25 protein-coding genes and 1 tRNA gene are annotated in these 26,280 nt (G+C 46.5%); 9 read left to right on the plus strand and 17 right to left on the minus strand.

What is annotated here, in order from left to right:
* Positions 1-130: 130 nt before the first annotated feature.
* Entirely contained in the window at positions 131-1,036 is a 906-nt protein-coding gene (locus AC6I2O_RS14325) for a diacylglycerol/lipid kinase family protein (RefSeq protein WP_497743027.1), read from the plus strand.
* On the opposite strand, the gene AC6I2O_RS14330 is transcribed toward AC6I2O_RS14325, so the two are convergent.
* From AC6I2O_RS14330 to AC6I2O_RS14375, 10 genes are all read right to left on the minus strand, one after another.
* Positions 1,037-1,672, minus strand: a complete 636-nt coding sequence (locus AC6I2O_RS14330) for a DUF4317 family protein (protein ID WP_120393013.1) — start codon at positions 1,670-1,672, stop codon at positions 1,037-1,039.
* Between the two features lie 111 nt (positions 1,673-1,783).
* The gene (locus AC6I2O_RS14335; RefSeq protein WP_120393012.1) at positions 1,784-2,806 is read right to left on the minus strand and encodes a glycosyltransferase family 2 protein; all 1,023 of its coding nucleotides are present in this window, start codon (positions 2,804-2,806) and stop codon (positions 1,784-1,786) included.
* Between the two features lie 3 nt (positions 2,807-2,809).
* Positions 2,810-4,102, minus strand: a complete 1,293-nt coding sequence (gene mutY, locus AC6I2O_RS14340; protein ID WP_497743028.1) for an A/G-specific adenine glycosylase — start codon at positions 4,100-4,102, stop codon at positions 2,810-2,812.
* A gap of 30 nt (positions 4,103-4,132) precedes the next feature.
* Positions 4,133-4,894: an N-acetylmuramoyl-L-alanine amidase gene (locus AC6I2O_RS14345; protein ID WP_120393011.1), complete on the minus strand. Its 762-nt coding sequence runs from the start codon at positions 4,892-4,894 to the stop codon at positions 4,133-4,135.
* A gap of 120 nt (positions 4,895-5,014) precedes the next feature.
* Positions 5,015-7,054 carry an FtsX-like permease family protein gene (locus tag AC6I2O_RS14350; RefSeq protein WP_120393010.1) on the minus strand — a complete coding sequence of 680 codons (2,040 nt, stop codon included), beginning with the start codon at positions 7,052-7,054 and terminating at the stop codon, positions 5,015-5,017.
* Entirely contained in the window at positions 7,051-7,815 is a 765-nt protein-coding gene (locus AC6I2O_RS14355) for an ABC transporter ATP-binding protein (RefSeq protein WP_120393009.1), read from the minus strand. The genes AC6I2O_RS14350 and AC6I2O_RS14355 overlap by 4 nt, the downstream gene beginning before the upstream one ends.
* 135 nt (positions 7,816-7,950) lie before the next feature.
* Positions 7,951-8,958, minus strand: a complete 1,008-nt coding sequence (locus AC6I2O_RS14360) for a sensor histidine kinase (protein WP_497743030.1) — start codon at positions 8,956-8,958, stop codon at positions 7,951-7,953.
* Positions 8,959-9,013: 55 nt separating this feature from the next.
* On the minus strand, positions 9,014-9,685 hold the full coding sequence (locus AC6I2O_RS14365; RefSeq protein WP_120393008.1) for a response regulator transcription factor: 672 nt from the start codon (positions 9,683-9,685) through the stop codon (positions 9,014-9,016).
* Between the two features lie 227 nt (positions 9,686-9,912).
* Positions 9,913-10,320: a hypothetical protein gene (locus AC6I2O_RS14370; RefSeq protein WP_120393007.1), complete on the minus strand. Its 408-nt coding sequence runs from the start codon at positions 10,318-10,320 to the stop codon at positions 9,913-9,915.
* Positions 10,311-10,523 (minus strand): hypothetical protein, encoded by a 213-nt coding sequence (locus tag AC6I2O_RS14375; RefSeq protein ID WP_120393006.1) that lies wholly within the window; start codon positions 10,521-10,523, stop codon positions 10,311-10,313. The genes AC6I2O_RS14370 and AC6I2O_RS14375 overlap by 10 nt, the downstream gene beginning before the upstream one ends.
* 309 nt (positions 10,524-10,832) lie before the next feature.
* On the opposite strand from AC6I2O_RS14375, the gene AC6I2O_RS14380 reads away from it, so the two are divergent.
* The 4 genes from AC6I2O_RS14380 (at position 10,833) to AC6I2O_RS14395 (ending at position 15,293) form a co-directional block, all read left to right on the plus strand.
* Complete coding sequence (locus AC6I2O_RS14380; protein WP_120393005.1) at positions 10,833-12,239, plus strand: NAD(P)/FAD-dependent oxidoreductase; 1,407 nt, start codon at positions 10,833-10,835, stop codon at positions 12,237-12,239.
* Positions 12,240-12,417: 178 nt separating this feature from the next.
* The gene (locus AC6I2O_RS14385) at positions 12,418-13,380 is read left to right on the plus strand and encodes an ABC transporter substrate-binding protein (RefSeq protein WP_120393004.1); all 963 of its coding nucleotides are present in this window, start codon (positions 12,418-12,420) and stop codon (positions 13,378-13,380) included.
* Positions 13,381-13,579: 199 nt separating this feature from the next.
* The gene (locus AC6I2O_RS14390; protein WP_120393003.1) at positions 13,580-14,506 is read left to right on the plus strand and encodes an ABC transporter permease; all 927 of its coding nucleotides are present in this window, start codon (positions 13,580-13,582) and stop codon (positions 14,504-14,506) included.
* Entirely contained in the window at positions 14,499-15,293 is a 795-nt protein-coding gene (locus AC6I2O_RS14395; RefSeq protein ID WP_120393002.1) for an ABC transporter ATP-binding protein, read from the plus strand. The genes AC6I2O_RS14390 and AC6I2O_RS14395 overlap by 8 nt, the downstream gene beginning before the upstream one ends.
* 121 nt (positions 15,294-15,414) lie before the next feature.
* On the opposite strand, the gene AC6I2O_RS14400 is transcribed toward AC6I2O_RS14395, so the two are convergent.
* The 6 genes from AC6I2O_RS14400 to AC6I2O_RS14425 all read right to left on the minus strand — a co-directional run bounded on the left by AC6I2O_RS14400 (position 15,415) and on the right by AC6I2O_RS14425 (position 21,104).
* Positions 15,415-17,475, minus strand: coding sequence for an ABC transporter permease subunit/CPBP intramembrane protease (locus AC6I2O_RS14400; RefSeq protein WP_497743033.1), 2,061 nt, complete (start codon positions 17,473-17,475; stop codon positions 15,415-15,417).
* The gene (locus tag AC6I2O_RS14405; protein ID WP_120393000.1) at positions 17,472-18,275 is read right to left on the minus strand and encodes an ABC transporter ATP-binding protein; all 804 of its coding nucleotides are present in this window, start codon (positions 18,273-18,275) and stop codon (positions 17,472-17,474) included. Before AC6I2O_RS14405 ends, AC6I2O_RS14400 begins: the two co-directional genes overlap by 4 nt.
* Positions 18,272-18,754 carry a DUF6773 family protein gene (locus AC6I2O_RS14410; protein ID WP_120392999.1) on the minus strand — a complete coding sequence of 161 codons (483 nt, stop codon included), beginning with the start codon at positions 18,752-18,754 and terminating at the stop codon, positions 18,272-18,274. The genes AC6I2O_RS14405 and AC6I2O_RS14410 overlap by 4 nt, the downstream gene beginning before the upstream one ends.
* The gene (locus AC6I2O_RS14415) at positions 18,741-18,953 is read right to left on the minus strand and encodes a helix-turn-helix transcriptional regulator (protein ID WP_120392998.1); all 213 of its coding nucleotides are present in this window, start codon (positions 18,951-18,953) and stop codon (positions 18,741-18,743) included. The genes AC6I2O_RS14410 and AC6I2O_RS14415 overlap by 14 nt, the downstream gene beginning before the upstream one ends.
* Before the next feature lie 260 nt (positions 18,954-19,213).
* Positions 19,214-19,927 carry a FadR/GntR family transcriptional regulator gene (locus tag AC6I2O_RS14420; RefSeq protein ID WP_497743035.1) on the minus strand — a complete coding sequence of 238 codons (714 nt, stop codon included), beginning with the start codon at positions 19,925-19,927 and terminating at the stop codon, positions 19,214-19,216.
* Between the two features lie 4 nt (positions 19,928-19,931).
* Positions 19,932-21,104, minus strand: coding sequence for an NAD(P)-dependent malic enzyme (locus tag AC6I2O_RS14425; protein ID WP_120392996.1), 1,173 nt, complete (start codon positions 21,102-21,104; stop codon positions 19,932-19,934).
* A 280-nt stretch (positions 21,105-21,384) separates the two neighbouring features.
* On the opposite strand from AC6I2O_RS14425, the gene AC6I2O_RS14430 reads away from it, so the two are divergent.
* Both AC6I2O_RS14430 and AC6I2O_RS14435 read left to right on the plus strand, forming a co-directional pair.
* Complete coding sequence (locus tag AC6I2O_RS14430) at positions 21,385-22,851, plus strand: anti-phage protein ZorA-like protein (RefSeq protein ID WP_120392995.1); 1,467 nt, start codon at positions 21,385-21,387, stop codon at positions 22,849-22,851.
* A gap of 46 nt (positions 22,852-22,897) precedes the next feature.
* On the plus strand, positions 22,898-23,887 hold the full coding sequence (locus tag AC6I2O_RS14435) for an OmpA family protein (RefSeq protein WP_120392994.1): 990 nt from the start codon (positions 22,898-22,900) through the stop codon (positions 23,885-23,887).
* A gap of 144 nt (positions 23,888-24,031) precedes the next feature.
* Here the strand turns inward: AC6I2O_RS14435 and AC6I2O_RS14440 are convergent.
* Positions 24,032-24,102, minus strand: a tRNA-Gly gene (locus AC6I2O_RS14440).
* A 254-nt stretch (positions 24,103-24,356) separates the two neighbouring features.
* Here AC6I2O_RS14440 and AC6I2O_RS14445 point away from each other — a divergent pair.
* Both AC6I2O_RS14445 and AC6I2O_RS14450 read left to right on the plus strand, forming a co-directional pair.
* A complete protein-coding gene (locus tag AC6I2O_RS14445) occupies positions 24,357-25,034 on the plus strand; it encodes a response regulator transcription factor (RefSeq protein WP_120392993.1) in 678 nt (225 codons plus the stop codon).
* Positions 25,028-26,242 (plus strand): sensor histidine kinase, encoded by a 1,215-nt coding sequence (locus AC6I2O_RS14450; protein ID WP_497743038.1) that lies wholly within the window; start codon positions 25,028-25,030, stop codon positions 26,240-26,242. Before AC6I2O_RS14445 ends, AC6I2O_RS14450 begins: the two co-directional genes overlap by 7 nt.
* Positions 26,243-26,280: the final 38 nt, after the last annotated feature.

Consider the following 26,280-nt stretch of genomic DNA (forward strand, 5'->3'; position numbering starts at 1 on the left):
ATCTGTTTTATTATAAAGTGGATTGGAAAAATAAGCAAGGCAGACGAATACTGTCAAAAAATATTGCCTGCCAACCGAAATGCTGATAGAATGAACATGGCTAAAATATAGATAAATCCGGAGGAATTTTATGTATTATTTTATTGTAAATCCGGCGTCCGGCTCAGGCCGTGGACGCACTGTGTGGAACCTCGTAAAAGCAGAGCTTGACAGACTCGGCGCAGATTACCGGTTTTATCTTCTGTCCGGAAAGGGAGAAGCCCGGAAACTGGCGCGCAGCCTGAGTGAAATGAACCGACGCATTACTGTTGTCGCAGTGGGCGGTGATGGAACCATCAATGAAATCATCAGCGGTTTTACATCTTTTGAGCATATCACCTTTGCCTGCATCCCCACCGGTTCCGGAAATGACTTTGTGCGGGGGCTTGGTCTTACTGTAAAACCGCTTGAATCACTGCACCGCATTCTACACCCCACGAAAATTAAAAGAATTAATATCGGGCAGGTGGCAGGAACCTCTTTTGCAGTCAGCAGCGGAGTCGGCTTTGATGCTGCTGTCTGCTATGCAATTCAGGATTCCCAGCTGAAAAAAGCCTTAAATCTTTTTCATTGCGGAAAACTGGTCTACCTCCTGACTGCTCTGTGGCAGCTCTTTACCATGAAACGTCAGAGTCTTCAGATCCGTACAGATGCCGGTCCCGCAGTCTCTTTCCGGAAAGTCTATTTTGCGGCTGCCATGAACCTGCCCTATGAGGGCGGCGGTTTTCAATTCTGCCCCAACGCACAGCCGGACGATGACTGTCTGGATCTCATCATTGCCAATGGTATTTCCCGCCCTCGGGCACTCATGCTGCTGCCCCTGGCTCTTTTGGGCAAGCATGTCGGCCACAAGGGAATACAGATTGTCCGATGCCAAAGTGCCATTGTGACTGCGCAGACACCCATCTGTACACATACAGACGGAGAAGTGCCTGGATTCTATAAGGAAGTCAGCTTCTGTCTCAGGCCTGAAAAGCTATCGGTAATCTTTCGATAATCATCGATTTGATATCCCGATGATCTGCTCCAGTTCCCTGTGAGGCTTTTGCAGATCTGCCTGATAGATATTGATTCCATCACAGTCTGTACTTCGATTACTGAAAGCCGGAAACAGAAAACCACATTCCGGCTTTCCCACTTCATAATCTCCGCTCACCGGACAGATCGTACAGATCAGAAAGCGGAAAACCTCTTCTGATTCCCACTGTTCTGCCTTATCTGCCCCCTTTCTTGGAACGTCATAATTTCCGAAATAAAAATAAATCGAATACGGATGCTCTGTCTGATAGACCTCACCTATGTGTTCATAAGCTGAATAAAGCAATGCATCATTTTTCAGCTCGCATTCGCGAAGCGCCATCAACAGCTGCCAGAAGCTGCCGGGCTTCTGACTCTCCTTCGCAAATCTGTAATGTCTGAGATTGTTGTTCGTCTCAGCGATCAGAATCTCTTTTGCAAGTGCCAGATTCTTTGTCTTATCAGCTCCCGACAGCTTCAGAAAATGCGTATGAAACGTTCCATCCACAAATCCCTCTTCATCCATGTACGCTCCTGCAATACGGCTGAAGCAGTTTCTGGACACTGTCATTCTCCGTGTCAGCTCCAGCATATCCCCTCGTTCTATCTTTAACATTTCCGTACCCCTTCCGTTCTTGTTCTTCCGATACCCAATAAGGACATACACAGAATCACAAGTTGCTTTCTTTTGACCGTGTATGTCCCTGTCAGACGACCGTATTATTTTTTAATTGAATCCTACAAATTTCTGTGCAATCTTATAGGCCCCGATTGAACATTTCCGGCCCAGCCAACCCGGCAGGTTCATCACCACACCCAACAGACTTGCATGTATCTCTTTATACAGAGCTTCATCCTTGCTGCGCAAATAGTCCCAGACCTCTTTCTTTTTTTCAAGCGCCTCTGACGTCCCGGAAAGAATCAGCATAATCGAAGTCACTGTCATGATCTTTGTCAGGTAAATCGTCATATACTTTTTCAGCTGACTGCTTTTATCTGAAAAATCTTCTGCTGTTATGACATCAATCATCATTTTGTTTACTCGAATCTGCTGATCAATTCTGCCGATCATGACCTTTTCATTCACAGACTGATCGTCACGCCCGATGAAATAGTGATACAGATTCACATCCATATAATACAGGCGTTTCACATACGGAAGCGGCTGAAATGCAAAAATATTGTCTACATAAAAGGTATGCTTCGGAAGTACGAGCCCACAGTCCTTAAGCAGCTGCGTGCGGTAAATAATATTGTGCATCAGAATGTACTGTGTCTGACGCATATGCCGCATGGCGTCCCATTCAAACACCTCGTCACGCGGAAATACATTTGCAAAACGCATCAGCTTTTTATGGTGAACGCCGACTTTATCATACACAAAGTTCGCCAGCAACATGTCCACACCGCCTTCCAGCTCCAGGACCTTCAGACGTTCTATGATCTTTTCCAGCGCCTTGGTATTCACCCAGTCATCACTGTCGACTACTTTATAGTACAGTCCGGTTGCATTGCGAAGCCCTGTATTTACAGCCTCTCCATGTCCGCCGTTCTCCTGGTGTACGGCCTTGATGATGCCAGGATATTTTGCTGCATAGCTGTCTGCGATCTGCGGGGTACGGTCTTTCTGAGAACCATCGTCTACAATCAGTATTTCCACATCTTCCCCCAGCGGAAGCATGGACTTAATACACTTTTCCATATAGCTCTCTGAATTGTAGCACGGAATTGCCACGGATAATATTTTCATTTCTTACTCCTCTTCTGCTATCTTCTTCTCAAATAATACACTCTCTATGATTTCCATTTCTGAGCCTTTTTCATACTTCTCCTGTCCAAGACGGATGCTGAGATATTTTACATATGCGGAAAATGCCGCAGGAATCGGGTATTCCCGTTCTGTCCTTGCAGGTTCAATAAAAATGGAGCCGGAAAAATCTTCTGCATCTTCCACCTGAACCATATAGCCTGTCATCTGCCATTCTACATGGCTGAAAATATGCTTTGCATCGGGCAGCGGCATAATACGGATCGGACGAAACCCACAGTCTCTCGCATAATCCAGCGCCTCTCTCTGTTTCAGCCATCCCTCCAGATTCGGAAGCTCATACAGCCCCGCCAGAAGACCCTTGGACGGTCTTTTTCGAATCAGCGCCCGCTCGCTGTCGCGAATCACCAGAACCGTTCGCTTTTCGACTCTCCGCGCCTTCTTTGGCGCCTTGACCGGCAACTCCATCTGACAGTCATGCGCTTTTGCATAGCAGCGATCCTTTACCGGACACCGCTCACACTCCGGTGCTCCGTTTGGCAGGCAGACAGTTGCCCCCAGCTCCATCAGCGCCTGGTTAAATACCCCCGGCGCTTCTTCCGGCATGATTTCCCGAAGCCTGTCCTCATACTGACGTTTTACAGACTGCTTCATAACATCCTGCGCATCACCCGTTATGCGGCTGATCACACGCAGCACGTTGCCGTCCACAGCAGGAACTTTTTTTCCGTATGCAATGGAGGCGATTGCTCCCGCCGTATAGCTTCCGATTCCGGGCAGACCAAGTAGCGCGCTGTAGGAAGCCGGCAGCTCGCCTCCGTAGTTTTCCATCACAAGCTGCGCTGCTTTTTGCATATTCCGGACTCTGTTGTAATATCCAAGCCCTTCCCACAGCTTCAAAAGCCGCTCCTCCTGGCAGACAGCAAGAGACGCCACATCAGGAAGCGCCTGCGTAAAGCGCGCAAAAAAAGGCTTTACCGCCTCTACTCTTGTCTGTTGCAGCATAATCTCTGACACCCAGACATAATACGGAAGCGGGCGCTCCCTCCAGGGAAGCACCCGCGCATGTTCCCCAAACCATATAAGAAGAGGCTCCGGAAGATTCTCCAGCCTGCTCCCGCCTATCCCTGCTGCATCTTCTGCTGTATATTCTGTTCTTTTTTTCGTCTTGTTTACTCCTGTCATTTCTGACCTGTCTGCGAATCGTTCTTTTTCATTTTCCATTCGTCCATTATATACTGAAATTGTGTTCTTGTCAGCATCTTTATCATTTTTCATATTTTCTTTTGAAAGTTGATAAATGACAGTTTACGTTGTCAAAAACGTCGAATACCCTTTCCTCCGAAGCGCTTCCTCCATTCTTACCGCATTATCGAGCTGGCGGAATGCCCCTACCTGCACTTTGTAAAAATTGTCCTCATACAAAATGTACGCCGGGAAATTCTGTCCCAAAAGCTGGTACAGCAAATCCTCGGCGTACTCTCTGCGCCGGAACGCACCTGTCTGCACACGGTAATACCGTTCCTGTGCCCCGATGCTTCCGGCTCCCAGGGTCTTCAGCACGCCGTCTGCTATGGCGCGCGCGACCGCATCAAACTGTTCATCAAAAAGTTCATTATCCGCATCTGTATTCAGAAATCCTGCTTCCACCAAAACTGCCGGCATCTGTGACCTGCGAAGAACCACAAGGCCCGGCCGCTCTTTCACGCCAAGATTGCGAAATCCAACCTGTGAAAGCGCTTCATTGATATTTTCTGCCAGCTCCACCTTTTTTCCGGATTTATCATATACCAGCGTCTCCACACCGGAATACTGATTTGCCTCCGGACTTGAATTTCGATGAATGGAAATCAGAAAATCTCCGCCCTCCCGGTTTGCAATCTGAGCCTTCTCAAACGGGGTGTCATACACATCCTCCGTCCTCGTAAATGCGACATCCACTCCGTTTCTCTCCAGAATTTCTCCTACCGCAAGCGCCAAGCGCAGCGTATCGTCCTTTTCGTTCCTCCCCTCGTACACAGCTCCCGGTTCCGGGCCGCCGTGCCCTGCATCCAAAATCACTTTCGCCACTTTACAGCCTCCAGCCGTATATTCCTTCGTATTATTATATGCGGCGAATTAAGATTGTGCTCCTTTTATAGTTCCGTCCTCACATTTCTTTGCCGTAAAACTCCTGAAAGCCTGATATGTCTATCTGCGAATGCCCCGCACAATGCGATAATAGCTCCGTGATGTAATCAGGTAAACCACTGCATAGAACAGCCCAAAAACCGCGAAACAGATCAGATTTGTGTACAGCAGCACTCTTGATTCCATAATGCCGAAGACCAGAAGCAGTTTCTGTACAATTGGAAATGCAAAACATGTATGCAGTCCTGCCAGAAGCAGCGGAAGCAAAAATACGGTGAGCATCTGGGAATGGATGCTGCTACGGATCTCCCGGTCTGTCATGCCGACCTTTTGCATGATATCAAATCTCGACTGATCCTCCAAACCTTCCGAAATCTGTTTGTAATACATAATCAGAACCGTAGCTGCCAGAAACACAATCGCAAGCAGGATTCCCAGAACAAACAATCCGGAAAACAGAGCGTAAAAATCAGCCTTCTCCGCTGCACGGCACTCTCTTCTGATACGCGGCATTTTATCATTTTCTCCAAATGCCTGATCTATTCCGTCACTAATCTCTGCCGCAATCTGCTGCTGTACTTCTTCATCGGCTGGCAGATCAAAGCCATAGTACCAGGTCATGGCAACACCACTCTCATTGAATTTCTCCTCCCCTATTTCCGCAAACCGGTCCAGATACGATTTATCCGGCACAAAAACAAATAATGAATCCAGAATTGTTGACATGGCGTCTCCATTATCAATAAAACGATCCACCGTCTTTTTGACGGTCCAGGTATCGCACTCTTCTAGCGTCAGTGTGGCGTAATCGTAAGCTGCATTTGCCGTATAGAGAATGACCTCATTTTCATTCAGGCTCTCCGTCTGTCCCATCAGACGGTTGTAATCCTCCAGCGGTATCAGATAAATATCCCGGATCTTTGAAAAATCTATCATTCCAAAGTTTTGATTCAGTTTCTCTTCATTCAGATACACCTGATTTCCTTCAAAATACCCGCCAACAGACATATAACGGTATTGCAATACATTTTCCTGCTCTATCTGATTGCGGTTCAAAATCTCATCCACTGTATCTGAAATCTTCTGCTGCTGCGCCTCATCCGAAGTATACGCATACAGCTCAATCTCGCGCGGATATCGGCCCATAAGGCGCGCCTCATTACCAAAATACAGAGAGGATGTCGCAGAAAGCATTACAAGGACCATTGTTGACAGCACACAGATAGATGCAAGACCCGCGCCATTTCGCTTCATCCGGTATACCATGGACGAAACCGAAATAAAATGATTTGCCTTGTAATAATATGTTTTATTCTTCTGAAGTATCCTGCACAACAGGACAGAACCCGCGACAAAAATAAGATACGTGGCAACAATTACCATTCCTACCGCTATAAAAAACATCATAAATGCAGACATCGGGTCTTCAATGCTGACTGCTATGAAATAGGCTGCCCCCAGCATTCCAAATCCCACAATCGCTAAAAACCAGTTCCCTTTCGGTGGCTTTTCTCCCACTTCAGCGCTGTGCAGAAGATCAATTGGCTTTGCTTTTCCCACCTGAAACAGTGCATTGCACAGAAGCAGCAAGAAGATCAGTAAAAAAAGTTTCACAGATTCCCAAACAGCCCGGGTATCTATAGTAAAGCTCATCGTAACCGTTCCTTCCAGAACGTACCCAAGCCAAAGTTCTGCCAGCTTTGAAAACAGAATACCGCAGAAAATCCCCCCTGCAAGTGAAATCACTGCCACTGTTCCGTTTTCCCAGACCAGAATCCTTGCAAGATTTTTCTTGCCCATTCCGAGAATGTTATAAAGGCCAAATTCCCGTTTCCTGCTTCTGATCAGAAACGAATTGGTATAAAACAGAAAGATCACTGAAAATACAATAAACACGCCGCTTCCCAAGGAAAGCATCTGCTGCAGACTATTCCCGCCTTTTATGGACGCAATATCTTTGCTTTTCATCAGAAAATTCAGAATATAATACATCATGATCATTCCAATACAAGCGAGAAGATACGGTACGTAAATCCTGTAATTTTTCATCATTCCGGTAACAGCCAGCCTTGAATAAATTTTACCCTTTTTCTCTCTCATGACCGGTCACCACCTGTCGCGAGCATCGTGAGCGTATCGGAAACCTTCTGGTAAAGCTGTTCATTCGTACTGGTTCCCCGGTAAATCTGGTGAAACACCTCTCCATCTTTGATAAAAAGCACCCTTCCGGCATGGCTGGCCGCTTTTACGGAATGCGTTACCATCAAAATTGTCTGGCCGTCCTGGTTTATCGTACTGAACATCCGCAGAAGTTCATCTGTTGCCTTGGAATCAAGCGCTCCCGTCGGCTCGTCTGCCAGCACAAGCTTCGGCTGTGTAATCAGCGCCCGCGCTACGGCTGCACGCTGCTTCTGGCCTCCGGATACCTCATATGGGTATTTGTCCAGCAGGCTTGTAATTCCTAGCTTTTCTGCAATCGGCGCCAGTCGTTTTTCGATTTCCCGGTAAGACATATTTGCCAGTACAAGCGGCAAATAAATATTGTCCCGCAGGGTAAATGTATCAAGCAGATTAAAATCCTGGAATACGAAGCCAAGATTATCCCGGCGAAAAGCTGCTTTATCAGCCTCACGGATTCGCGAGAGATCCTGCCCTTCCAGAAGCACCGTTCCGCCTGTCGGCTTATCAAGCGCTGCCAGAATATTCAGCAGCGTTGTTTTTCCGGAGCCGGACTCTCCCATGATCGCCACGTATTCTCCGCTCTCAACCTGAAATGAGACATTCGTCAGAGCCTTTACCTGATTCCCGCCAAAACGCGTCGTATAAGTTTTCTTTAAATTATTCACGGCCAGAATTGCCATATCGATTCCTCCTCGTTCAACAGTTTATTTCTTTGTTCTGGCACAGTATAACAGTCAATGTCTCCCGCTACCATCGATATAGCTTACATCTGCCTTACAGTTTTGTAAGGCTGCATTTACCTCCGCGTTTGCCGCCTACTCAACCTCCAGCTCTGCATTTTTGAGATCAATCCTTACCTCTGTTCCTTCTCCCGGCACGGAAGTTACCAAAATTCTGTGGCCGAGATTGTCACAGATACGGCGGCACAGATACAGTCCAATCCCACTGGCCCTTTGATCCGTTCTTCCGCCATTTCCGGTGTAGCTCCGCTCAAAAATACGCGGCAGATCCTCCGATGCAATTCCGATTCCGGTATCCCGGATGCACAGCGTTTTCGGTTTTTCCACAGTAACCGTAATACTGCCGGACGGCGTATATTTGAGCGCATTGGAAAAAATCTGATCAAGAACAAACGTCAGCCATTTTTCATCCGTCACAACGTATACGCCTGTATTTTCATAATTCAGCTGGATGCGTTTGCGGATAAAAACAGACGCATGTCTTCGGATGACCTGTTTGAGCATTTTATCCAGGCTGTACTCTTTGATCATGTAATCAGTAGAATCCCCGTCCAGCCGCAGATAACACAGTACCATATCAACATACTGCTCCACCCGCTGCAGTTCTTCCGCAAGCTCTAGGCTCTCCGGCGCCTCGCTGCCCTGAAGAATCAGACGCATGGCCGCAATCGGCGTCTTAATCTGATGGACCCACAACGTATAATATTCTACCAGCTCCCGGTAATTCTCTTCTTTTTCCGCAGACAGCTTCCGCCCCCATACAAGCAGTGTCTGAGCAATTTCCTGATAATCCGCCTCAGTCAGATTTGCCGCACACGGCAGATTGTCCAGTGTAACAAAAGCTTCCCTGGCAACCTGCTGCAGTCTTATGTGCTTGTAACGGAACTTTCCATAATCAATCAAAATAAGTATGCCTCCAAAAAAGGCACAAATCGCTGCCGCATATCCGACTGCCGCCACTGGCAGATGGTACAGTCCAAAAACAACCGCCTCAACCAAACAAAAGCCTGCAAAAAGCAGAAAGCCTTTCCAATGCATTTGCAGATAGCTGCCAAACAGCTGACTACTCCTCTTTTTCTTCACACATCTTTTCCTCCGTTTCCTTCTACTTTCTGGCAAACTTGCTCTTCCCGGCTTTTTATTCCACTAGATATCCCATTCCTTTTTTGGTCACAATAAAATCCGTCAGGCCTGCGTCTGCCAGCTTTTTCCGAAGCCGCGTGATATTGACGGTGAGCGTATTCTCATCCACAAAACTGTCCGTCTCCCAAAGACGCTGCATGAGGGTGTCCCGGCTGACCACCTTTCCCTTTCGCTCCATCAGTGTCTGCAAAATCCGGTAATCATTCTTCGTCAGCTCAATGCGCTCACCCTGATAACTGAGGCTCGCATCCGACAGATTCAGGACTGCGCCGCGCGCCTGCAAGGTCTCAGAGGCTACTCCAAAATCATAGGTCCGCCGCAGAATTGCCTGCAACTTTGCCATCAGGACATTCAAGTCAAACGGTTTCGCAATAAAATCATCCCCGCCCATATTCATGGCCATTACGATATTCATACTGTCTGAAGCGGATGAAATAAATACGATCGGCACCTTTGATATCTTTCTGATCTCACTGCACCAGTGATAACCGCCGTAAAACGGCAGCATGATGTCCAGCAGCACAAGCTGCGGATCAAATGCCTGAAATTCCGCAACAATATCCTGAAAATTCTCTGCGCACTTCGCCTCCAGCCCCCACAGACTGATCTGCTTTTGCATGGCCTGCGCAATTGCCATGTCATCCTCCACAATCAAAATCCGGTACATCCTTCCTCCTGTTCCTCTGCCCTGGCAGACATTTTTTATAAAAAATATAAAAATCAATTATGTGTCGCGTGCGATAAATCTGTCCAGTCCTAAATTATTCTTGAAAAATTTTCTCTGTAATGTTATATTAAACGTAGAAACAGGGAAAGCCAGAGAAGCGGCCTACCCCTCAAAAGTTTGCAACTAAACTTTACAGCTTAGCCGTCAACTATTGCAGTAGTTGGCGGCTATTTTCTGTCCTTGAAAATCTGATAACACAGACCAACAAGGGCCATAATGAATGTACAAAACAAGAAAAATTCCTCGTATGTAATCACTGGCAATCCCTCCTTTCTTCCGTCCGGAGGGTAGCCCCTCCGAATATGGAGGGCAAGCCGCCTTGGCTCTCTGGTTTCCCATATGCAAAATATAACACAGTTCCCGGCTTCCTGCAATGCATTATGCTGTCGGCTTGCCTTATTTATCAGCGTTTCCTTCTTCTTTTGAATCTGCATATTTTCTTTCAGAAGGTGGATCTGACTTTTAATCTGCACTTTCATCTGATTAAGCTTATCGATTAACATCGATATATCTTTATTGATCTCCATTCGTTTCTGCTGAAGCTCTACTGGTTCAAACACTCCCGTCAGTTGCAAACAGCTGAATCCTGCGGTATATCTCCTCTGTCTGTTCCAGACCATTCTTTCATATCATCCCAGTAATAATATCCCGGATTGATCACGCAGATCAAAGTCGTTTCTTCGCTGTCATACGAAGGAACAGACCTGTAATTCAATGCTGAAAGCATAACAAAAAGTGCCAGGGCAACCGCCCCTAACTCCAGAATTGTACGTTTCATCTTCCACACCGGTCTTTCTGTTTGAATTTCTTACTTCTATCAGCATATATCATAACACGAAATCTGCCTCAAATCCACCTAACTCACGCCCTTCCCCTCCGTCGAAATCATTTTGTTTTTCCTGGCTTTCCGCCGACTCTGCGCCTGCATATCAACTATATTTTGTGCTTGACGCCCTGTGCCTGCAACGATATACTTGATCTGATATGGTATCCTTTGAATATGAAACTGATTCCTGGCACGATACGCAAATCGCAGGACTTTTTCAAATCAGTCCCATGGTAAAATACATAAAAGGAGCACGAATATATGAACTATGACGTTATCATTGTCGGGGCCGGACCGGGCGGTATTTTTTCTGCCTACGAGCTGACCCAGAAAGACCCTTCTATAAAAATTGCCGTTTTTGAATCCGGCTACCCGCTTGAAAAGAGACACTGTCCGATCGACGGCAAAAAAGTAAAAAGCTGCATCAAATGTAAAACCTGCGCGATCATGAGCGGCTTCGGTGGCGCAGGCGCTTTCTCTGATGGCAAGTACAACATTACCAACGATTTCGGCGGCACGCTGTACGAACATATCGGCCGTTCCATGTCCACAGACCTGATGAAATACGTCGACGAAATCAATATCACTCATGGCGGTGAAGAAACCCGCATGTTTTCTACTGCTGGCACTAAATTCAAAAAGCTCTGCCTTCAGAACAAACTGAAGCTTCTGGATGCCTCTGTGCGCCATCTTGGCACTGATATTAATTACATTGTATTGGAAAATCTGTATGCGGAACTGAAGGAAAAGGTAGATTTTTATTTCCTGAGCCCGGTCGATAAGATTGAAATCCTTCCGGATGGATATCGGGTATGGTATATGGAAAAAAGCGGAGAATTCCAGACAGCCCAGTCCGCAGACTGCTCGAAATGTATCGTCTCAGTAGGCCGCAGCGGCAGCAAATGGATGGAAAAAATCTGTAATGAGCTGGACATCCCGACCAAATCCAACCGCGTGGATATCGGCGTGCGCGTAGAGATTCCGGCTGTTATTTTCTCGCATCTGACAGATGAGCTCTATGAAAGCAAAATCGTATACCGCACCGAAAAATTCGAAGACAATGTACGTACCTTCTGCATGAACCCGAACGGCATCGTTGTAAATGAAAACACAAACGGCATTGTGACGGTCAACGGGCATAGCTATGAGGGTTCTGAGAAGCAGACAGAAAACACAAACTTTGCACTCCTCGTCGCAAAGCATTTCTCTGAACCGTTCAAAGACAGCAACGGCTACGGCGAAAGCATCGCACGCTTATCCAACATGCTAGGCGGCGGTGTAATCGTACAGAGATTTGGCGATCTGGTCCGCGGAAGACGCAGCAACGCAAAACGAATCGAGGAAGGACTGGTCACACCGACACTCGGCGCGACACCGGGAGATCTGAGCCTCGTTCTGCCAAAGCGGATTCTGGACGGAATTATTGAGATGATTTATGCGCTTGACAACATTGCGCCCGGAACAGCAAACGACGATACGCTTTTGTACGGTGTCGAAGTAAAATTCTACAACATGGAAGTCGATATTGACGAAAACCTTGAAACCAGATACAAAGGACTTTATATCATCGGGGACGGCAGCGGAGTGACACATTCTCTGTCTCATGCCTCAGCCAGCGGCGTCTATGTAGCGCGGCACATTACAGGAACCGCTACACAAACCGTGTAACCAGGAATCCTCTCCATTTACTATAACAATCGTGATTGTCCTTTCCTTTACAGGAACAAATGACACACGTTTATACATTAAAGTGATATAGCGCTTGACTTCTTTGCTTTAAAGCGCTATAATCTGACATGTCGAAAGACAAAAGTATTCTGTAATCTATTTGAGGAGGATTCTATTTATGAAAAAACAAGTTTTAGCTGTTCTTCTTTCTGCTTCTGTGGCTGGCAGCATGTTCGGAATGTCTGTATCTGCGGAAGAAAAATCCTTTACTGTTGGTATTTGCCAGCTTGTACAGCACGACGCGCTGGATGCCGCTACACAGGGATTCAAAGATGCACTGACCGAAGAGTTCGGCGATGCTGTTACCTTTGATGAGCAGAACGCGCAGGGTGACTCCAATACATGTTCCACCATCGTCAACAGTTTTGTCTCAAACGGTGTTGATCTGATTCTTGCAAACGCAACGCCTGCACTCCAGGCTGCTGCTGCCGCTACAAGCGAGATTCCGGTTCTCGGTACTTCTGTGACGGAGTACGGTGTGGCACTTGCACTTGACGATTTTGACGGTACCGTAGGCGGAAACATTTCCGGTACATCAGACCTTGCTCCGCTTGACGAACAGGCAGCTATGCTGCACGAACTGTTTCCGGATGCAGAAAAAATCGGTCTTCTGTACTGCTCTGCTGAGGCAAATTCTCAGTATCAGGTAGATACCGTAAAGACTGCGCTTGAAGAGTTCGGCTACACCTGTGAATATTATGCATTCTCAGATTCCAACGATTTGTCGGCCGTAGCTACCACTGCTTCTTCTGAATCTGACGTAATTTACGTACCGACAGACAATACGGTAGCGTCCAACACGGAAATTGTAAACAACATCTGCCAGCCGGCAGGCGTACCGGTGATTGCCGGTGAAGAAGGAATCTGTGCCGGATGTGGCGTTGCCACACTTTCGATCAGCTATTATGATCTCGGCGTAGGCACCGGAAAAATGGCTGCACGCGTTCTGAATGGAGAGGATATTTCTACCATGGCTGTTGAATATGCTCCGAACTTCACAAAGAAATACAACGCACAGCTCTGCGAAACGCTTGGCGTTACAGTTCCGGAAGATTACGTAGCCATCGAAGCTGCTGAATAAATTATTTTATTTCCTGGAAATTATTTTTAAAACAGACACTCTGTTTTGACAATTCATTTTGCAGACATACAATTCGGACAGCGGGAAGAAGCTTTTTCTCTCGCTGTCCATTTGTGCAAAAGGATGGCACCTCTTTTTCCGAGGCTTGTACTTTTGATTTTACATTATTTGCACTGAAAATTTGGGAGGAACTATACGAATGGAAATTATGAACCTGATTAACGCTTTGCCTGGTGCTGCCGCACAGGGCCTGATCTGGGGCATCATGGCAATCGGCGTCTATCTGACTTACCGCATACTCGATGTCGCGGACCTTACCGTGGACGGAACGATGTGCACGGGCGGCGCCGTATGTATTATGATGATGTTAAATGGCTGTAATGTCTGGGTTGCTATGCTGGCTGCCACTGGAGCTGGGATGCTGGCTGGTCTGGTCACAGGCATTTTTCACACTTTTATGGGAATCCCGGCTATTCTCTCCGGTATTCTCACTCAGCTTTCCCTGTACTCCGTAAACCTGAAAATCATGGGAAAAGCCAATCAGGCGATTAACGTAGACAAATACGACCTTCTCGTTTCCCTTCGCTACATAAAAAATGTCCCGGTATGGGAGAATACAATTCTGATTGTTGCAATCGCCATTATCGCGCTGATTGCTCTTCTCTACTGGTTTTTCGGTACAGAGCTTGGCTGCTCCCTGCGCGCAACAGGCTGCAACCCAAACATGTCCCGCGCACAGGGCATCAATACGAACTTCGGCAAAGTACTCGGCCTCATGCTTTCAAATGGCCTGGTAGCCCTCTCGAGCGCGCTGCTCGCACAGTATCAGGGATTTGCTGATGTCAATATGGGCCGCGGCGCCATCGTAATCGGTCTTGCTGCCGTTATCATCGGAGAAGCAATCTTCGGAAAGATTTTCCGCAACTTTGCACTTTCTTTGTTAAGTGTTGTGCTCGGCTCCATCCTGTATTACCTTGTACTACAAACGGTCATCTGGCGCGGTATCGATACAGACCTTCTGAAACTGCTCACCGCAGTTGTCGTTGCAGTCTTTCTTGCGGTTCCGTACTGGAAAAGTAAATATTTCTCAAAACCGGTAAAGAAGGGAGGAAATGCAAATGCTTGAATTACAAAATCTCTATAAGACCTTCAATCCCGGCACAATCAACCAGAAAACAGCCTTAAACGGGCTCTCTTTAAAATTGAAAGACGGAGATTTCGTCACCGTGATCGGCGGTAATGGCGCAGGAAAATCCACAATGCTCAACGCAGTGGCCGGCACCTGGTTCGTCGATGAAGGAAAGATACTGATTGACGGAACAGATGTTACGAAACTGCCGGAATACAGACGCGCCGCTTATCTTGGACGTGTCTTCCAGGATCCCATGACCGGCACTGCCGCAACAATGGAAATCCAGGAAAACCTTGCACTCGCAAAACGTCGCGGCAAACCGCGCCTTCTGCGCAAGGGTATCACAAAAGCAGAACGAGAGGAATACCAGGAACTTCTTAAAATTCTCGGCCTCGGCCTTGAGAGCCGTCTTACTTCAAAAGTAGGTCTCCTCTCCGGCGGCCAGCGCCAGGCACTGACGCTGCTTATGGCAACGCTCCAGAAACCAAAGCTTCTCCTGCTTGACGAACACACAGCTGCTCTGGACCCAAAGACAGCTGCCAAGGTTCTTGAAATCACCGAAACGATCATAAGCCGCGACCATCTCACAACGCTGATGATCACCCACAACATGAAGGATGCTATCCGCCACGGAAACCGCCTAATCATGATGATGGACGGAAAGATTATTCTCGACATTGAAGGAGAAGAAAAAAAGAAGCTGACCGTTCGCGATCTGCTGGATCAGTTCGAACAGGCCAGCGGAGAACAGTTTGCAAATGACTCTGCATTACTCGGATAACGATTATAAAAGTAAGAAAGCCACTTCACAATTCATAAATCGTGAAGTGGCTTTTTGGGTCCTTTCAGCAAATTTGCTCTGCAACTAAATCCCATTTTCAGTATTATATTTTATTTTCCTGTCACTCTTTTTTCTTCCTCAGAAGTAAGAAGCCAAGTGCAGCCAATACAGCCCCTACTCCCAGCAGTCCGGTAATCTCCATCACACTTAACTGAGGTTTTACAAGAAACGGTAGAATCCGCCCTGCTTCTTCCGGATATTTCAGGCTCATCATAGAACCCAAATTATTTAGGCAATGAAGGGCCATTGCAGGATAAATACTGCCGGTCCGATATATCAGAAATGCAAACAACATTCCTAACAGAGCAGTCGGAAGCAACTTAACAAGACTCATATGGAAAGCACCAAACACAAAGCCGGAAATCACAATTGCCCAGAACGGACTTTTTAACCGTTCCCGCAAGCTTCCAAAAAGCAGGCCACGAAACAGTGTTTCCTCACAGATCGCCGGCATCAGAGCCGTAACTGCCAGCAAGGCAGGAAGCGGAGCCTCAACAATTGGAGCGAATGTCGTTTCCAAATCTGCTGTGCTTTGCGGCATCAAATTCATTAGAATCGCAGAAAGTGCCAGAAGCAAACAATATGTGCCAAGGTAGAGAATAACACTTCCAATCAGAGTCCCCTTTTGTGGCTTTTTCAGTGAAAACAACGTCCTTACATCACTCTTCATATACCAAACAACAAGAACCGGAACCGTTACAATCAAAAGCTGATTCACTGCCGTTCCATTCAAGCTGCCGAGTCGTACTGCTGCCATTGTGCCCACATAAAGTGTCAACAACAGAACCACAACGATTGAAATCGTCACATCACCGAGTGCCGGTACGGTTCCCTTTTTTATATCCGACCGTTTCTGGAAAATCCGAAAGCTTCGAAACCCGTCAGAAAACAGAATTGCCTCACTGTCGTACAGCTTTGCCAGAATCCATGCAATCAGAATACTACAGCCAAAGTTTACCACCATCGTAATTCCAACCAGCGACATCTGAAGTTGTCCGGAAATCATCTGTTTCACCATCAGAGATACATTAACAATCGGAATCATCGCTGTTTTGTAGTCCAGCTGTATACTTGGAACCATAGCAGTCATGGATGCAAACATCACCACCAGGAGCACCGGCGTAATATAATTATTAGCCTCTTTAAAGCTCTTTGCAAACACGCAGAAGCACATGCACAGAGCCGTGGCAAGAAGTGCTGTGGCAATCAGCGTAATCAGCAAAAGCGGAATATACGGAAGTATGGCAGTAAAGGAAATCCCCTGAAACTGCTCCGCCACCGTATCGGAAAGGCCAAACATCAAAAACAACACAGACCCGCCCAGTGACAAAACTGAAAGTACTGCTGTCACACATGCAAAAAGAGAGACCGAGATAAACTTGCTGAATATCATCTGGAAATTCGTAACAGGAAGCGTCAGTAGTGTCTCCAGCGTTCCTCGTTCTTTCTCCCCTGCCGTCGCATCAATGGACGGATAAACAGCGCCAAGCAGAATCGTAACCATAAGCATCAGTCCGATGCTTCCGCCAATATCCATGCCAAAACTCTCTGACATAGTCGCACTGTCTCTCGATTCATATACCACCGGATACAGCGCACGTTCGTCCAGACCTGCCTGCTTCAGGCTCTCTGTCAGGAGCTCTTCACGGTACAGCTCCAGTACCTGCTCCACAGCGCGTCTTGTACTGTTCGCTCCTTCATCGGTCGACGCATAATCAAGCAACACGTTAAGGGTACCATCCGCCTCCCGTGACATTTCCATCCGGACTGCCCCCGTACGATTAGCAGACGCATTTTCTGTGTCCACACGCTCCTCTGTCGGCTGACTGCCCTCCTCTATACGCTTCTGTCCTGGCTGGAACTCCAGCTGCCAGTCAATCTCATCCTCGTGTTCTTTGTAAAGCCGTTCAAGTGCATTCACTTCTTCCTCATACTGCGCGTTATATTCCACAATATGTGCTTCAATCACCTGAGACTGCATAAACATACTGACCGCGAGCGACATTCCGATGATGATCAAAGGATACAGAAGCATTGGGACTACTACCATCATAATCAATGTTTTTTTGTCCCTGAGGATATCCCGAACCTCTTTTTTGATCAGAATCCCAATTTTTTTCATATCCGGTTCCCCCCTTTCTCCTGTACCCGAACATTATCTGCATAATTCTCATAAATTGCATGAAACGCATCCCGCAGACTGCTGCATCCTGTCTGCTCCATCAAAGCCTGCGGAGTTCCCTTTGCAACGATACGACCGTTTTGAATCATATAAATACGATCACAGAGAAATTGTGCCTCTTCCAAATAGTGCGTGGAATAGAGCACTGTTTTTCCATTTTCTTTCTGCTTTTTCATGAAATGAATGATCGCATCTGCGCTCAAAATATCCAACCCTAAAGTTGGCTCATCTAAAATATATATTTCCGGGTCTGCCATCAGACATCTTGCAATCGATGCGCGCTGCATTTGCCCTGTGGAAAGCTTTTCAATCCGGTTATCTGCAAAGCCTTGCATATCCAGTACCTGAAATATTTCTGCAATTCTGCCTTCGATCTCTGCTTTTGTAAAGCCATAAAGCTCGCCTAAAAAGCCCAGATATTCCCGAATCGAAAAACGTGGATACAGTTTTGTATTTCCGGAGAGATAGCCGATTGCTGCCTTTTTTTCGGTCAGCTCCAAAAGCTCTTTCTCAGATTGATTAAAAATTCGGACATTCCCTTCCGTCGGCGTCATCAGCATCCCCAGCATACGCAGTAGCGTTGTCTTTCCGGCTCCGTTCGGACCAAGGATTCCTATAATCTCTCCTGCATCGGCATGCAATGATACACGGTCAACTGCCAAAAATTCCTCCTTTTTTGTCTTTCTTCCCTGCTTCACACTTCGTTCAAACTTCTTACACAGCCCTGTAACTTCTATCATTCCTCATCCTCACTTTCTTCCTCCAATACACGTACGCGCCTCTGATAAAACGCCGTGCCAAGGCACAGAAGCAGCAACGTAATCAACGTAGTCAGCAACCCAGAAAAGCCCGCCGCTCCTGCAGCTGCTTTCCAGTTGTAATGAGCACCTGATCTTTTCGCGTAATCAATCAGATATAATACTGCTACGATAAGTCCGCTTATGATACTGACTACAATATTGGTTCTGGCCCCGGCCTGAATGTGACGATCCCAAATTCCATTCTTCACACACATGACGAACGTATAGATGCCCACAGCCATGAAACATAGCAGCTCAACCAGAACGTCCTTTTTTGAAACTCCTGTCATCACCTTTATAATCAGATCGAACGCAATCAGAATATACAGCATCCAAAAACCCGTCTTTTCAATATGAAGCAGTTTCTGTTCCTGCATTTCATCCAGATTGTTCTTCAAGATTTTTCTATTTCTCTTCATTCTCATCATCCTCCCAGAACAGTTCATCAAGCGTCTTGCCCAGCACATGACAAATGGACAGGCACAATTTAATGGTCGGATTATAATCCCCCTTCTCAATTGCATGAATCGTCTGCCTCGAAACCTGTACTGCTTCCGCCAGATCCTTTTGCGACATGTCAAGCAATGCCCTGGCTGCTTTCAATTTCAGATTCTTCATTTATTTTTAACCTATCCCCTCCTCTTTTTCCATTTCTATGCACTATCATATTCCTTCTATGTCATTTTGTCAATTATATTTTACTTTTTGTAATATCATATAGTGAACAAAGAACTTTACACAGCCCACAATGGTATACTGCTTCCTGTTTTCCCAATTACCTTAGAGACCAATGCATAATATACAAAAACAGCAAAAAAGACAGCCTCAACTTACCAGGTGCTGTCTTTTTTACTTTTTTTACTCTTTCTTTTACTCTTCTATCTACTGTCTGTCCGTGCTATATATTTTTCACACTTTTCATAAAAAACAGAATACTCGCGCACTGCCGCCTCAGCCATAACCGGGTCGTGAGCTTTGAGCGCATACACAATTTTCTCATAGTACAGAACCGCTTCTCCAGCAGTATTTAACATCAACGTTTCTTTGGCTGCTCTCCCGGTAAATATATGTTTCATTGCCCGAACCAAAATCTCCAACAGCGGATTCCCCACAGCCTCTGCAATTTCTGCGAAAAAGGCAAAATCCAACTCCCAGTATTCTTTTTCTGTATAGTCCCCGCAGTTCATCTTCTCAAGCAGCTTTTCCATTTCGAGAAGCTGCTCCTGTGTCACACGCCCCGCAGCTTCCCTGCATACGGCTGTCGCCAGAATCATCCATGCTTCACAAACTGCCTTATCCTCGATCTGATCCATTGCAATCATACGGCCGATAACATCTGATAACTTCTCCGCTTTCGGCTTTGTGATATAAGATCCTGTCCCATTTCTCAGATCTACAAGCCCTCGTTCTTTCAAAAGCTTAAGAGCTTCCCGGATGACATTCCGGCTGACTGAAAACTCGTCCGCAAGCGCCTGCTCGGACGGCAGCTTTGTTTCTTCTGCAAAACTGCCGGAAATCATCCACTCTTCAAGCTGGTCTGCTACCTGTTCATAAAGGTTCACTCTCGATACAGCAAACTCTTCCCTTGCCATGCGTCTAAATCCTTGCCACGCCGCTCTTTCTTGCCGCCTCGGCAACTGCCTTTGCCACAACATCTTTCACACGCGGATCAAATGCTGCCGGAAGAATATACTCGGCATTCAACTCCTCATCACTCACAAGAGATGCAAGCGCATATGCAGCAGCTACCTTCATCTCATCGTTGATATCACTTGCACGCACGTCCAGGGCGCCGCGGAAAATGCCAGGGAAAGCAAGAACATTGTTCACCTGGTTCGGATAATCACTGCGTCCTGTAGAAATAACAGCAGCACCGCCTGCCTTTGCCTCTTCCGGGAAAATCTCCGGGGTCGGGTTCGCACATGCAAAGATGATCGGATCGCGACCCATGGTCTGGACCATTTCCTTTGTCAGGGTACCAGGCGCAGAAACTCCGATAAATACGTCAGCGCCTTTGATCACTTCGCTCAGGGGCCCTTTCTCACAGTTCTGGTTCGTAATCTCCGCCATCTCTTCTTTAATCGGGTTCAGTCCTTCTCTTCCTTTGTAAATTGCCCCATGGCGGTCTGTCATGATGACATTTTTCAGCCCCATACTCATCAGAAGACGGATAATCGCAATGCCGGCTGCTCCTGCACCGCTCGTCACAATCTTCACTTCACTGATATCCTTCTTTACCAGCTTCAGCGCATTGATCAGTCCTGCCAGCGTAATAACAGCCGTACCATGCTGATCGTCATGGAAAATCGGGATATCACAGCACTCTTTCAGTCTTTTCTCAATCTCAAAACAGCGCGGCGCACTGATATCCTCCAGGTTTACTCCGCCAAAGCTGCCTGCCAGAAGCGCTACGGTATTTACAATATCATCCACACTTTTGCTGCGCACGCAAAGCGGCACTGCATCCACATCGCCGAATGCCTTAAACAACACACATTTCCCTTCCATAACAGGCATACCTGCCTCCGGACCGATATCCCCCAGACCAAGAACTGCTGTACCGTCTGTCACAACAGCTACCGTATTCCAACGGCGAGTCAGCTCATAGCTCTTATTCACATCCTTCTGAATCTCCAGACAGGGCTGTGCAACGCCAGGCGTATAGGCCAGCGAAAGCGCCTCTTTGCTGTCAACCGAAGCCCGTGCCGTTACTTCTATTTTCCCTTTCCATTCATAATGCTTTTTCAATGACTCTTTTGCGTAATCCACACCGATCTCCTCCTGTTTACAATACTGATACTACACTTTTTTCACTTTATCTTCTTCTATTTTACTTCTTTTTTCCGCTTCGTCAACCACCATTTCCTTCTATCTCTGTATCTCTTTCGGAACATTTTCAATGATCCGTTTCTTAAGTCTTCTGCCCACCTGTCTTCTGCACTTTTTTTCTTAAACTTTTCTTGGGGAACTTTACTAACGATCAATATTATTTTATAATGGAGCAAATGTGCGCTAATTCGACAAATATTACGAAAAGGAGGAATTTTCCTTGTATATCCGCAGATTTATATCCGTATTAGCTGCCGCAATCTCTGTCGGCATCTGTGTTTTCATCACTTACATAAGCCGCGACGTGGATTTCGGCACAATCATTTTCAATCTTTCTTTCCTCGCCGTCATGCTTTTGATGGTCTTTGCAGCCTGTTCCGCGGGTATGTTCCGCCTTATGCAGATATGCAAAGGTCTGAAAAATGGCATAGCTGCTGTCAAAAACGGTACAGCCCAGACTTTAAATGCGTCAAATGGCACCCTTTCACTCTTTGAGAATGATTTTCTGGACGACTGTTACCAGCAGTACTGCCATATGACAGACGGCAATCCGGATGCTTCCTGCGATATCCGCGGCTTTATCAGTGAGGAATCCGTTGAGACTTATGTACATCGCGGCATTCTGGAGATGATTCCTGATATCCTCACCAGCCTCGGTATTCTTGGTACGTTTGTAGGCTTGGTCATGGGACTTCGCAGCTTTGACCCTTCCGGATATGAGCAGATGGCCGGTTCGATCACACCGCTGATCAATGGTATCAAAGTTGCGTTCATCACATCCATCTATGGTATATCACTGTCGCTTTCGTTCTCCTTTAACCTGCGCAGTGAATTTTCAAACCTTTCGACATTGATTGAAGAATTCCTTGACGTATATTATCTGAATGTACGTCCTCCTTATGAAGTAGATTCTCTGTCCCGCCTTCTGGAAGGACAGAAATCAAGAGAAGAAATGGCAAAGGATCTGACTTCTGTTTTTGTTGAACAGATGGCCAAAAGCTTTGAAGAAGTCATCACGCCAGCCTACGACCGCATGACAAACGGAATCAATCAGGTGGTTGCATCCTTCACACAGAGTCAGGCACAAGTTATGACTCAGGTCTGTGAGGCAGTCGTTCAGCAGATGCGCAGCGAATTAAACGATGACTTTGCTAAGCTCAGCGACACGATTCAAAATCTGGAAAAAGCGCAGCATTCCTACACTGATTTTATGGACCGTTCCATGGTCCGTCTGCAGCAGACTTTCGTGTCTATGCAGGAAAACATGTCCCAGATGGATGAGTACAACACCAGCTCCTTCGACAAACTAAATGCCGCGCAGCGTGAGGCCATGCGTGTCAACCAGGAGCAAAAAGAGACTTATCAAGATTATATCCGCTTTATGTATCAGTCCATTGAAAAGTTTTCCGAAGTATGGGAAAAGAACGGCGAAAAAATGCAGCAGTATACAGAAGAAATCGGCCGTATGGGACCCGTGCGTTCCAACCAGGAAATTCTTGACAGCCTGAACAACCTCGCAGCCCAGATTCGCGAGGTACAGCGAAGCCAGCATGCCGCCTCCCTGTCAGCCGAAATGAACGACAGTGAGACACAAACCGAAATGATTGCACGGACACTCCGCAAACTGGATGAGCTGACGGAGCTTGTCGATACCCCGAAGCTGTTCCGAAGCCGGAAAAAGAAATAATTTCTGATACAGCCGTGTACCAATATTCCAGAAAGTGAGTGACCACATGTATTCGAAACGCAAAAAAACCTATGAACGCCATAATATCTGGCGCTCCTATTCTGATATGATGGCGGGTCTGTTACTTCTTTTTGTACTTGTTATGTGTATTTCTTTTATGCAGGCTCAGAAAAATTATCAGGAAAAGCTTGCGGAAGAAGCCGCACACCAATTGACACAAGACCAGCTTCTCTCCGAACTCGAAGAACGCGAAAGTCTCGTTGCGTCCCAGCAAAGCGCACTGGACGAACAGTCTGCACTTCTTGCCAGACAGCAAAAAGATCTTGATTCGCAGACAGCGCTCGCTGCGCAGCAAAAAGCAGATCTTGATGCACAGTCTGCACTTGTGCTTTCCCAGCAGCAGGAGCTCGAAAGGCAAAATTCCCTGATGCTTCAGCAGCAGGCCGCCCTGGATGAGCAGGAGCAGCTAATGGCCCAGCAGCAGCAGAAAATTGAACAGATCATTGGTATCAAAGCTGATCTGATCGCTGATCTCAAACAGGAATTTGACCAGCAAAGCCTGAACGTGATTATTGACGAAGCCGACGGCTCTATCGCACTTGATTCCAACGTCCTTTTCGGCTACAACGAAAACGAACTGACGGACGAAGGAAACGCGATGCTGAGCGAAATCCTTCCGATCTATTGCAAGGTGCTGATGAACGAAAAGTATCAAGATTATCTGGCTGAAGTCCGCATAGACGGATACACTGATACAAGCGGGGATTATCTCTACAACCTGCGGCTTTCTCAGGAACGCGCCCTGGCAGTCGCCAACTATCTGATGACAAGCGCAGACTCCTTCCTGACCACGGAAGAACACGAAGCGCTTCGTTCCAAGCTGACAGCCAACGGCCACTCCATGAGCAACCCTGTATATACAGAAGACGGCCAGATCAACATGGACGCTTCACGCCGTGTGGAAATCAAATTCAGCCTGAAGGATGAGGAAATGATTAATGAATTGAAACAGATTCTTGACAAAAATGTAGAATAAATAGAGCATTTCAAGAAAACACCGCTCAATTGGCTGAATGTAATAAAATATAATAATATAAAAGAGGTATTGCAAAACTTTCGGTCTGCATATTGCGCAGATAGATCGAAACGTTTTGCAATACCTCTTTTAGGACATGAAAAAAGCGGGTGATGGGAATCGAACCCACGTATCCAGCTTGGAAGGCTGGTGTTCTACCATTGAACTACACCCGCAAATCTGTTCTTTTTAACAACAGATTTATTTTACCGCAAATCATTTAAAATGTCAACTAAAAAATATAAAAATATTTACCTCGGCTATTTATAATGAAAGTAAGGCAATCAGAGACTGCCTGAATAAATTTATTCAGGCAGTTCTGCATTTTTTTCTTTTCTTCTATTGTATTTTGTATTATCCTGTTTACAGCAATTGCGAAACCTGTTTCGTAATCATTTATAATAGGAAATTACAACATCGGAGAACCTTTATGAAACTATTGATTGTGGAAGATGAAAAACTACTTGCCGCCTCTTTAAAGACACTTTTTACTGCAAAAGGCTTTGAAGCAGATGTGGTGTACGACGGAGAATCCGGCGCTGAGCTGGCGTTGCTTGGGATCTACGATCTTTTGATTGTTGACGTGATGATGCCAAAAATGAATGGTTTTGAAATGGTGCAACAAATCCGGCGTAAACGCTGCGGTGTTCCGGTTCTGATGCTGACCGCAAAATCAGAGGTTGCAGACCGGATTCAGGGCCTCAATTCCGGAGCTGATTATTATCTGGCAAAGCCATTTGATACGCGGGAGCTTCTGGCCTGTGCCAATGCTCTTTTGCGCAGACAGGGAAGTGAAGTCAATGTACTGACGTTTGGAAATACTGCCCTTGATCTCTCCTGCGGGGTACTCTTTCACGGTGAAAAAAACATCCGGCTTTCTGCCAAGGAGTTTGACGTGATGCGCCTGCTTTTACAGGCAGGCAAACGCAATCTTTCCAAAGAAGCAATTCTTTCCAGAGTGTGGGGATATGATTCCAATGCAGTGGAAAATCATGTGGAAGTTTATGTCGGCTTTCTGCGCAAAAAGCTTGCGAGCATTGAATCAAACATCTCCATTGAGGCAATCCGCGGACTTGGCTATCATCTGGAGGTGAATCCTACATGCTGAAAAAATTACGTCTGAAGCTCATCTGCTTTATGATGGCTCTGATCAGTGTAACGCTGTGTATGATTTTCCTGCTTCTGCTGCACTTTACCCGCATAAATCTTGAAAAGGAAAGCATGCTTATGATGCAGAAAGCCGGCGCCATTCCAAGCCCTCTTGAATGGTCCGGGGATACTGCTTCCCAAGTACAGCTTCCCTGTTTTACAGTCCAGATCAGTCCTATGGGGGAGATCATGGCATCCGGAAACAGCATTTATGATCTTTCCGATAAAACCTTTTTAAAGGAGCTTGCTGACATTGTTTTTTCTTCCCTGTCGCAAAGCGGAACAATTGACAAATATCAACTGCGCTATCTTCACGTCATGACCCCCGGTCCAGGAGGAGAACGGCTTGTGTTTTCAGATATCTCCAGGGAGCAAAACACGCTGCGGCATCTGTTTCGTACCTGCATTTTTGTTGGACTGTTCAGCCTTATGGCCTTTTTCTTTATCAGTATGTTTCTGGCCAGATGGGCCGTAAAACCAGTGGCCCATGCCTGGGAAGAACAGCGCCGTTTTGTCGCTGACGCCTCCCACGACCTCAAAACTCCTCTGACCGTGATCCGTGCCAATGCAGAAATGCTCCAGTCCGGAGAATTTCATCCCGACGATCAAATACAGTTATCGGATAACATTCTTACCATGTCCTGTCAGATGCAGAATCTCGTAGAGGGAATGCTGGAGCTGGCACGAACAGACCAAAGAACAGATACAGCCGCTTTCTCCAAAATCAACCTCAGTGATACGATGCAGCATGCCCTGCTTCCTTTTGAGCCTGTGTTTTTTGAAAAACATCTGGAGCTTGAAAGCAGTCTTGAACCGGATATTTTTGTAAACGGCAATGCCGCATATCTGGAAAAACTGCTGGATATCCTGCTCGACAACGCTGCCAAGTATTCTTTCCCCAAAGGAAAAACAGCTGTCTCCTTGACCAAATCGGGGAACAGACATTGCACAATTACGGTCAGCAATCCGGGAGAAACGATTTCTCCTCAGGATCAGAAAAATATTTTCAAACGGTTTTACCGTGCAGATAAAGCCCGCACCCAGGGAAAAAGCTACGGACTCGGATTATCCATTGCCGAAAATATTGTCCTTTTGCATAAAGGAAAAATCTCGTGCGAAAGTTCGATGAATGTCAATGTATTTTCGGTCCGTCTCCCGCTTTGCTAAAATATTCTTTCTAATTTTCATCATACTATTTACAGGAG

The sequence above is a fragment of the Blautia sp. St.27G3 genome, assembly GCF_059728505.1.